The organism is Armatimonas sp., assembly GCF_031410135.1.
Taxonomy (GTDB): Bacteria; Armatimonadota; Armatimonadia; order Armatimonadales; family Armatimonadaceae; genus Armatimonas.
The window spans coordinates 1-8,974 of record NZ_JANNYP010000106.1 but is presented as its reverse complement, the minus strand read 5'-3'; the positions used below and the strand labels follow the sequence as shown (position 1 = coordinate 8,974).

Sequence of the window (8,974 nt, the reverse complement as noted above, 5' to 3'; positions counted from 1 at the left end):
CCCGTGTGGCTTGATTGGCCGTGGCCTTGAAGAAAACCTCACGGCTGAGCTTTTTCTCCTCCCACGCCGCTCGGTTCTGCACCGTTCGCGCCGCAAGCCCCGTGGCAGACTCGATAAAGACCAGGGTTGCCATGGGATTTTGCACCGCAGGCAGGCTCGCCTTTGTCTCCTTGATCGCATCTTCGAGCGCGCCACGCGCACTCAGAAGCCGTACAAGCCCCTGACCGGCCTCAACACTACCAGGATCACGGTCGCGGATCAGCCGAAACTGGATCTCTGCCGCTTCGTTCTGGCCCTTACTCAAGAGTAGCTCGGCCAGCCCCAGACGCGCCTCGGTGTTGTTGGGATTCTCCATAAGAAGCTGATTGAAGAGCTGGGTCGCGCCCTCTTGGTCACCATCCTCCAGAAGAATCCGCGCCAACATACGTGTTAGCTCACTTTTCTGCTCAGGCGTTGCCCCCGTGATAAGCTTCATTGCCCGCCGAATCTCCCCGGTCGCCTCAGACGAGCGCTTAGCTTTCTGGTATGCCTCGGCAAGCAAGAGGCGAGGGGCCATGATGCGCGGCTGGTAGTTCACCACCTGACGTAGCAGAGCGATCGCGGCAATTGGCTGGTCGCGGTGGAGCTGCTCCTGTGCCTCCAGCATCATCTTCCCCGCTTCCGCATCGAAGTCCAGCGGCGGTGCTTCGACAACGGCAGGCCTTGGCTTCACGGGCGGCGGAAGGAGGGTGGGGTCTAGGGCGGTGCGGCTGAACTCGCGGAGTGGCCCGCCTAAAAATCGCAGAACCAGGGTTCGCGCCGCCGACTCAACTCCTGCGGGGATCGCGCCGATCGGGCGCCGTCCACTGTCATTGCTTGCCGCCACCATGATCTTGTCTTGCCAGCGCACTCCGGGTTTCCCACCAGACTTAATCGCAATAGACTCGACTTCTAGTGTGGGTGAGGTCAGCGGTGTGATCGCGGATGTCACGATCTGATCCACTGCAAGCCGAGAGAAAACAGTGAGGATATAGTGTGCCCCCACCGCGGCTCCCAGCTTCAGCCGCGCCGCTTCATCAATCTCTGTGCCCGCAGGGAGATTGACTTTCGCGCCCGCAAGTGCTTTCTGAAAAAAGGTGTCGCTCGCATCATAGAGAAGCGTGGTGACCACATTCTCTGCCTCAAGCTGCTCTCGAACCGCACGAGCAGCTAGGTTTATTCGGTCACCATCAGTGAGACCATCAATCCCTGGTTTTTGCTCAGTTGCGACAGCGAGCCGCCCCAGGGTCGTGGGAAAAATCAGCACACGGGGCCGGGTCTGGGCGGCAACCGTAGAGACAGGCAACACTGCCAAACCTAGCCCGGCTTGTAAAAAAATTCGTCGGTTCAATTAACTTCCTAACACATCTAGCGCGGCCCGGCAGACAGAGATTCCGCGTTGTGCCTGCTCGACACTCCGTCCACCACGAACCTGCGCTTCAAATGCCACAATGGCCTGCTGGTACGCCGAGCGCGCCGGGGCTTTCTCCCCAAGGCGCTGATGGCACAGGGCAATCCCCTGCTGGACATCTCCCGCAATGGCACCTGCGGCCAGTGCCTCACGAAACGCGGTGATCGCCTCGCGGTATCTTCCTGAGGCTTGCAAGGTCTGTGCCCGCAGCAGAGGATCGCCCCCCAGCGACGAAGAACGTAGCTCACCATTGGAGTTAGAACCGGAGCCAGTCCCCGAGTTGTGTTCACGAACCCGAATAAATCCCGAGCTATCCGCCGCAGGTGGCGGATCTCCTGTGGGGCTACTGTTGTTCGTATTCGCAGAGGGATTTTGCGCGGGTGGTGCGGCGGGAATAGAGTCCGGGCTACGCTGAGCCCCTCCCAGCGGGGGAAGCTGATTTCCAACGGGGCCACTAGAGCTTGAGAACGTCACCGGCGGCACATTCCCCGACCCACTGTTGGCCTGTGCATCGCGCGGATTGGGGAGGACAGGACTGCCACTGCTTAGAGGGCGCTCACTACGCTCCGGCCGTTCCCGAAAGCTACGGCGCGGCTCTGGGGTGGCTCCCATGGGGCGACTCCCGACGGGGGCAAACGGGTCACTACGCGCCTGCATTTGCGGAGCGGACAGCGGGCCGCCCATCATACCGCCGGGTGTGGCAACCTGCCCTCCAAAGAAGTTGGGGCCTTTTGTTTTATCCACTTCGGTGATAGCAAGGGGAAGGGGCTTGTCTTTTTTTGCCGCCAACTTCAGCACCGCAAAGATCCCCAAAGAGAGCACCACCCCGCCTGCCACAACCGCTGCCACAACCGGAACCCAGCGGCGCGGTGACTCTTCATCTGGGACTTCCGCAAGCGTGGGGCGGTTGGGGAGCACGTGGACTCCTCGCTTGAGCCGGGCGAGCTTGTCGGCATCCACCGCCGAGTCCGGGTTCGATGCCACGACGCGCTCCATCATGGTGATGGCTTTATCGTTCTGCCCGAGACGCTCGTAGAGAGTGGAGCAGAGAGTCAGCGCAGACGTAGACTCGGGTAGAAGCTCTGCCGCCTCTTCCGCGAGAGGAAGCGCCTCAGCGGGCTTGCCGTGCTGTGAGAGCGTGAAGGCCCGGGTGAGAAGCTGAGCCGCACGCTCACGGGCACGCTCTGCCTCTGCCTTCTGGGCCTCTTCTTGCACCAGAATATTTTCTTCCAGAGGAATCTTCTGGCCACACTCTCGGCAGAATTTATTGCCGATTGGATTGCGCGCTTTACATCCCGGACAGTTCATGCTTATTGTCTCCGTCTACACGTCAAAAAGCACCGGCCCCTTTCCATAGGGAATCTTCAAGTGCTCATAGGCCCCACGCATTGCGACACGGCCACGCGGTGTTCGGTTCAAAAACCCCAGCATCATCAAGTAAGGTTCGACGACATCCTCTATAGTATCGCGTTCTTCTCTCAGTGTCGCGGCCAAGGTCTCCGCACCCGCCGGTCCGCCATCAAATTTCTCGATCAGCGTCCTCAAGAAACGCCGATCAAACTCATCAAGCCCCAGCTCATCCACTTCGTACATCCGCAGGGCGGCATCTGCCATCTCCGCGGTGATCGTCCCATCACCTCGCACGAGAGCATAGTCACGGGCGCGACGCAGCAGTCTATTGGCAATACGCGGCGTCCCTCTCGAGCGGCTGGCAATCTGCTCCGAGCCACTCGGGTCAATCACGGCTCCTAGAATCCCTGCTGATCGTGTGACGATCTTGGCGAGGTCATCGGTTCCATAAAACTCGAAGGTCTCGTGAATTCCGAAGCGATCCCGTAGCGGGTTGGTCAAGAGCCCCGGCCGCGTGGTCGCCCCGATCAGGGTGAAACGCGGGAGCTGGATCTTGACGGTACGCGCCGACGGCCCCTGACCGATCATCATGTCCATCTCGTAGTCCTCCATCGCGGGATAGAGAAACTCCTCTGCCAGACGATTGAGCCGGTGGATCTCATCAATAAAGAGCACCGAACCTTCTTCGAGGTTGGAGAGGATCGCAACGAGATCTCCAGGCTTTTCGATCGCCGGTCCGCTGGTTGCCTTCAAATTTGCGCCAATTTCATTGGAAATCACATTGGCGAGACTGGTCTTGCCCAGTCCAGGAGGACCGCTGAGGAGCACATGATCGAGCACCTGCCCCAGCATCTTCGAGGCGGTGAGGGAAAGCCCGAGGCGCTCTTTGATCTTGGGCTGCCCAATATACTCCGCCAGCCGCTTGGGCCGTAGCGAAAGCTCCCCGTCATCGTCGCCACCACTGCCACCGCCCTGGAATCCACCACCGACGAGGCGCTCCGGGGCCACTTTCGCACCACTATCGGCTGTTTTCAAGTCACTTGATTGGATTGGCATCTTTTACCTCGTTAGTCGGTTGAGCCCGGCGCGGAGCACGGTAGCAAAGGGCGGGCTGCTGTCAGTTTGTAGGGCTTCATTGAGTGCTAGTTCTGCCGCGCGGAGGGCATCGTTTTTGTTGTAGCCCAGGTTGAGAAGCGCGGAGCTAACATCGTCTAAGAGCTGGTCGTTGGCACTTCGGACTTTCACCGTATGGGTTGCGGCAAGCTGCTCGACGCGTCGGGAGAAGCCCATCCCCGCGAGCTTGTCCTTGAGCTCCAGCACGAGCCGCTGTGCCAGTTTCGGCCCGATCCCGGGTGTCTTCGTGATGGACTTGACATCCTCCGAGCTCACCACCCGCGCTAGGCCATCGCCGCCCAGTGCCGAGAGCAGCGCCAGAGCGGCTTTAGGGCCAACCCCACTGACCGTGATCAGAAGCTCAAAGACCTGCTGGTCGCTCTCATCCCAGAACCCGTAGAGGCTAAGATCATCCTCGCGGACAATCATGTGGGTCACCAGAGTGATCGGCGAACCATCGGCAGGCAGACGCTCAATCACCGAAAGCGGCACCGAGACCCGATACCCCACCCCATTGACGTCGAGGACGACCACCGGAGTGGCGACTCGAACAACTTTTCCCGTAAGCTGCGCTATCATTGCTTGAATTATACTCGCTGCAAGACGGATAACCCGGAAAGCCGTACCCTAAAACAAACTGGGCTGCTCGCTCTCGAAGGCGAGGAGACGGGATTTTACGCCCGTGCCGTAGGCGAAGCCGCCTAGGCCACCATCGGCGGCGATGACGCGGTGGCAGGGGACAATGATAGGAATCGGGTTGGCTCCGCTGGCGGCCCCCACCGCGCGGGCGGCGTCTTTGTTGCCCACCGCAGACGCGATCTGGCCATAGGTACGAGTGTGACCAAAGGGGATTTTGGCGACCTCAGCCCAGACCTGGTTCTGAAACTCCGTGCCCCCTGGAGCGAGAGGGAGATCGAACTCCGTGCGCTCCCCATCACAGTACTCCTGGATCTGGCGCTTGGCCTGCCGGGTAATGAGCGGATCATGGGAGCTTCCCTCCGGCGCTCTCTCGCTGAACTCCAGCGATACCACGGCACCATCGGCGGCTACTGCCACGGTCATCACACCGAAGCGCGTCTCGAAGGTCTCTGCATAGATCATGGAACCATTGTAGCGCAAGTCAGGTATATTTTTCTGGAGGATTGGATTCAACTATGGCATCTATCTACGATTTTACGATGAAGAACATTGACGGCAAAAACGTGCCGCTCAAGGGCTACAAGGGCAAGGTTGTCCTGGTAGTAAACGTCGCCAGCAAGTGCGGCCTGACCCCGCAGTACGAGCAGCTTGAGGCTCTCAACAAGAAGTACAAGACCAAGGGTCTGCGGATTCTGGGCTTCCCAGCCAACAACTTCGGCGCACAAGAGCCCGGCACGGAGACCGAGATCAAGCAGTTCTGCTCGTTGAACTACAAAGTCAGCTTCGACATGTTCAGCAAGATCAGTGTCAAGGGCAACGACCAGCACCCGCTCTACAAGTACCTCACGGGCCTGCCAAAGCCTAACGGCGGCGATATTGAGTGGAACTTCGGTAAGTTTCTGATCGGCAAGAACGGCGAGGTTATCGCCCGCTTCCCCGCCCCAATGAAGCCCGACGATCCGAAAATTCTCGCCGCGATTGAAGCCGCGCTGAAGTAAGTCCCCCCTAGCCCACCCCTACCCCCCGCTCGGCGGGGGTTAGGGGGCGGGGCTCAGCATCAGCAGTGCAAGCAGCGCCTCTTCGGCGGGGGGATCCTCGTCACGACGGGCCAGCGTGGGGAGGCGTTTGGTGAGTTCCAGATAGTTCCCCAGGCTGTAGGTTTCGAGTAGCGATTTGTCCGTGATCAGCTTATGAAGCGCCTCGTCGCGGGCCATCCCCTTCAGTGCCAGTAGCGGATAGAGCGTGCCGGGTGGCAAAACCGTGTCGGCGGCGGCGTAGAGGGCCTGGAGGTAGCACAGCCCACTGCCCTCCAAGCGACGGGCGGTCTTGAGCAAGAACGGAAAGTGGGTTTCTGGTTTGGGCGCGTGGGCCAGCACCAGCCGCGAGAGGGCGACGGCAAGCCGGGCAAGAACCGCCGGATCGGTCTCTTCGGTGAGCTTCACAGTGAGAGGCCAGAGCGTGTCAGGGAGCGCAGGGGCGAGTTTCTCCATCGCGCGAGCCGCAGCCAGGCGCATTCCCTGATCCACGTCGGGCGTGAGCAAGGCCAGCAGGCGTCTCTCCGCCTCGGCGCTGTCTTCGGGGCGCAGGTTCTCCCCGATAGCGGCTAGAGCAGAGCAGGCGGCCTCACAGCGCGTGGGGCGATCCGGGTTGAGCGCGGCGATGAGCGTTGGCGCGGAAGACGGGTCGGCGAGGCGGCCTAGAGCACGCAGGGCGGCCACACGCACGGTTGCATTGGGGCCACGGGACGCGGCTTCGAGAGCGGGCGTCGCAGACCAGTCACCGAGAAACCCGAGCGAGTGCGCCGCCTCCTCCCCGATAGCCGCGGCGGGGTCAAGCAGCTTGGCCGAGAGCGCCGGAATGGCCCGCGTGTCTCCAATCTCCCCCAGTGCCCGCGCCGCCGTCCCCCGCACGGCATGGGCAACGTCGTCCAGCGCCTCCACCAGCTCCTCCACCACCAGCGACGACTTGCGCTCCCCCAGCTCACGCACCGTCTCTTCTCGCGCCTCGGCATCGGTCGTCTTAGCGAGCTTCTGTGCCCGTCGGAAGCCGCCCATCGTGCCCGTGCCCACGAGCTGCCCCAGCACAAAGCGCGTGGACTGGCTGTCCTCTACTTTAAGCTGATGGAGCAGCACCAGCGCCGCCACACGAACCACATCGGTGATCAGAAACATCACCTTGTAGTTATTCAGTGCAAAGGGGAGACGGACATCGGCAAACACGGTCATCAGTGCGCCACCGACAATCGGGGAGATACCTCCGATAATTCCGGTGAACGCCGAGAAAACCGCGACATAGGTGCCACGCTTGTCATCGGGTGTCATCGAGAGCAGTAAATTGAACTGTGTCAGTCCCACGGCAGCCCAGCCCGCACCGGAGACGATATTCATCGTGACCATGAGCGGGTAGTTGAGCCAGTTCTGCCCCGGAAAGGTGAAGCACCAGAGGATCGGGCTAATCAGCACCAACCAGCTCCCGATCATCAGCACGGGCCGCCCGCCGTACTTATCGGCCAGATAGCCCCAGAGGGGCATGGTGGCTAGGCTTGCCGCCGAGGCAACCGCGCCGATCAGCTGCACTACCACATACGGTAGCTCCAGTCCCGCTTTATCCACCTGCCAGGCCATGAAAAACTGCCCCGCCAGCGACTGCCCCACTACCACCATTCCTGCAAAGGCTAGAAAGCGCCGGAAGCTCGGATCCGCAAACGGAGCTTTCAGCGACTTGAGAGGGTTCGTCTTCTCTACTTGTCGCACCATCGGCGGCTCGGGCTGGCGCAGGATCAGCACAAAACACACCACGGCGGGAATCGCGGCAAGGCCAAAGAGCAAGGGAAATCCCGTGTCGGGCCTCAGCCTATCGAGCAGCCAGGCCGCAGGCAGAGGAGCCAGCATCGCCACAATGCTCGCCAGCCGGTTACGCCCCGCAAAGTAGCGCCCCCGCGCGTCATTGGGCACGAGGTCGCTCATCCAGCTCGTCCACGCGGGAACGGTGATCGTCAGTAGCGCCGACGAGAGAATCAGCAGGATCAAAAAGAGAGTCAGCTTGAGAGGCAGTGGCAGCGGCGCGAGTGCCACCAGGGCAAGCGCCGCCAGTGCAAGCCGTCCCGCCCCTGCCGAGAACGCCACAAAGCGTCGCCGCTCGCCGCGCCGCTCAATGTAGAGCGAGGCCGGAATCTGCAAGAGCCCCACGGCGGCAGGCAGCCCCGCCAGCAGCCCCAGCACAAAGTCATTTGCCCCCAGATACCGCGCAAACCCAATCTGAAATGCCCCACCCGTAAAGACCACAAAAACCGTCGCCCACAGCGCCTCCTGCGTCGAGATACGCAGGCCACGGAGCGCGACCATGGGGGAGATGGGTTCAGGTTCGTCAGCCATAAAACAAAAAAGCCAGGGCAAAGATGCCCCGGCCTACTATAGCATGTCTAGCGACGCCTTAGTCGGCGGGGCGCTCGCCCGCGCTGTCGAAGACCTTGCCGTCGGTGAAGAACGCGCCTTTTGCTTCTTTACCGACCTCGCCCCAGACCGCGACTTTCATGTCGCCTTGGACGCGTAGCTGGCAGGAGAGCCGGTGGGTGGCGATCAGCTCAGGATCTTCTAAAGCCGACTCTTCCTCATCGGACATGGGCGTCACGTCGCCCTCTAGCACTTGGACGCGACACGTGGTGCAGGCAGGGACGCCGCCACAGCGGTGCAGGATCGGAATTCCCGCATCTTCAATACAGAGAACAAGCTTCTTGCCTTCGGGCACCTCAAAAGTGCCATGGCCTTCAACAGTTAATTGGGGCATGTGTTTACGATTTTCTCCCAGGTGGAATGCCTCTCTATTCGGGAAGGGACACAGTTTTTCCTGCTTGACTAAAAGAGTTTCCCCGTCACCCAGCCCGGTGACTGTACGGCATGCCAGGAGCGATGATCAGTGTTTCGATAGCGACTGAGCCGTAGCTGCGGGTGTTGAACTTCTAAACACTCCCCGGCATCGTAGGCCAGCAAGTGGCGACCAATCACCTCACCAAAGCGCACGGGCACAGCATTGCCAATCTGCCGGTAGCGGCTCGCTAAGTTCCCCTCGAACTTCCAGCTATCGGGAAACGTCTGAATGCGAGCGTACTCTTGAACGGACAACGGCCGATTTTCTTCAGGATGGGCAAGGTCGGTCGCCGGCATTGTGGGACAAGTAACGACGGTTGGCGCGGGACGATCCCAGGCAAGTCGCCGATAAAAACCGACTTTACCGCCCCCGGCCTCATACGCCTTGCCCATCGCAGCGCGTTGTAGATGCTCTGGTAAGTCCCGCCAGTTCTGTCCCGCTTTTAGTAGGCGGTAGTATTGCAAGCGCCGCTCGGGAAACTTCGCCGCCTCAGGCGTTCCTTCCAAGCCCTCGACAGCATCTCGAAATGTCCGCCAGCGCGGGAGACCAAACCGCGCCTCTTCGTCGTGAGTAGGG

Annotated in this window: 9 protein-coding genes; 1 reads left to right on the top strand and 8 read right to left on the bottom strand. The window is 60.8% G+C overall.

Annotation, left to right across the window (positions count from 1 at the left end; translation table 11 throughout):
* The 5 genes from RMO15_RS03925 to RMO15_RS03905 all read right to left on the bottom strand — a co-directional run.
* On the bottom strand, positions 1-1,369 hold a 1,369-nt coding region (locus RMO15_RS03925; protein WP_309708067.1), incomplete at its 3' end, for a tetratricopeptide repeat protein.
* On the bottom strand, positions 1,370-2,737 hold the full coding sequence (locus tag RMO15_RS03920; protein WP_309708064.1) for a tetratricopeptide repeat protein: 1,368 nt from the start codon (positions 2,735-2,737) through the stop codon (positions 1,370-1,372). It abuts the gene before it with no gap.
* Between the two features lie 15 nt (positions 2,738-2,752).
* Entirely contained in the window at positions 2,753-3,835 is a 1,083-nt protein-coding gene (gene ruvB, locus RMO15_RS03915; RefSeq protein ID WP_309708062.1) for a Holliday junction branch migration DNA helicase RuvB, read from the bottom strand.
* Between the two features lie 3 nt (positions 3,836-3,838).
* A complete protein-coding gene (ruvA, locus tag RMO15_RS03910) occupies positions 3,839-4,471 on the bottom strand; it encodes a Holliday junction branch migration protein RuvA (protein ID WP_309708059.1) in 633 nt (210 codons plus the stop codon).
* Between the two features lie 48 nt (positions 4,472-4,519).
* A complete protein-coding gene (locus RMO15_RS03905; RefSeq protein WP_309708056.1) occupies positions 4,520-5,044 on the bottom strand; it encodes a methylated-DNA--[protein]-cysteine S-methyltransferase in 525 nt (174 codons plus the stop codon).
* Positions 5,045-5,046: 2 nt separating this feature from the next.
* Here RMO15_RS03905 and RMO15_RS03900 point away from each other — a divergent pair, with 2 nt between their 5' ends.
* Positions 5,047-5,529 (top strand): glutathione peroxidase, encoded by a 483-nt coding sequence (locus tag RMO15_RS03900; RefSeq protein WP_309708053.1) that lies wholly within the window; start codon positions 5,047-5,049, stop codon positions 5,527-5,529.
* Positions 5,530-5,568: 39 nt separating this feature from the next.
* On the opposite strand, the gene RMO15_RS03895 is transcribed toward RMO15_RS03900, so the two are convergent.
* The 3 genes from RMO15_RS03895 to RMO15_RS03885 all read right to left on the bottom strand — a co-directional run.
* Positions 5,569-7,905 carry an MFS transporter gene (locus tag RMO15_RS03895; RefSeq protein WP_309708050.1) on the bottom strand — a complete coding sequence of 779 codons (2,337 nt, stop codon included), beginning with the start codon at positions 7,903-7,905 and terminating at the stop codon, positions 5,569-5,571.
* A gap of 58 nt (positions 7,906-7,963) precedes the next feature.
* The gene (locus RMO15_RS03890; RefSeq protein ID WP_309708047.1) at positions 7,964-8,317 is read right to left on the bottom strand and encodes a 2Fe-2S iron-sulfur cluster-binding protein; all 354 of its coding nucleotides are present in this window, start codon (positions 8,315-8,317) and stop codon (positions 7,964-7,966) included.
* A 68-nt stretch (positions 8,318-8,385) separates the two neighbouring features.
* On the bottom strand, positions 8,386-8,974 hold a 589-nt coding region (locus tag RMO15_RS03885), incomplete at its 5' end, for a DNA cytosine methyltransferase (RefSeq protein WP_309708044.1).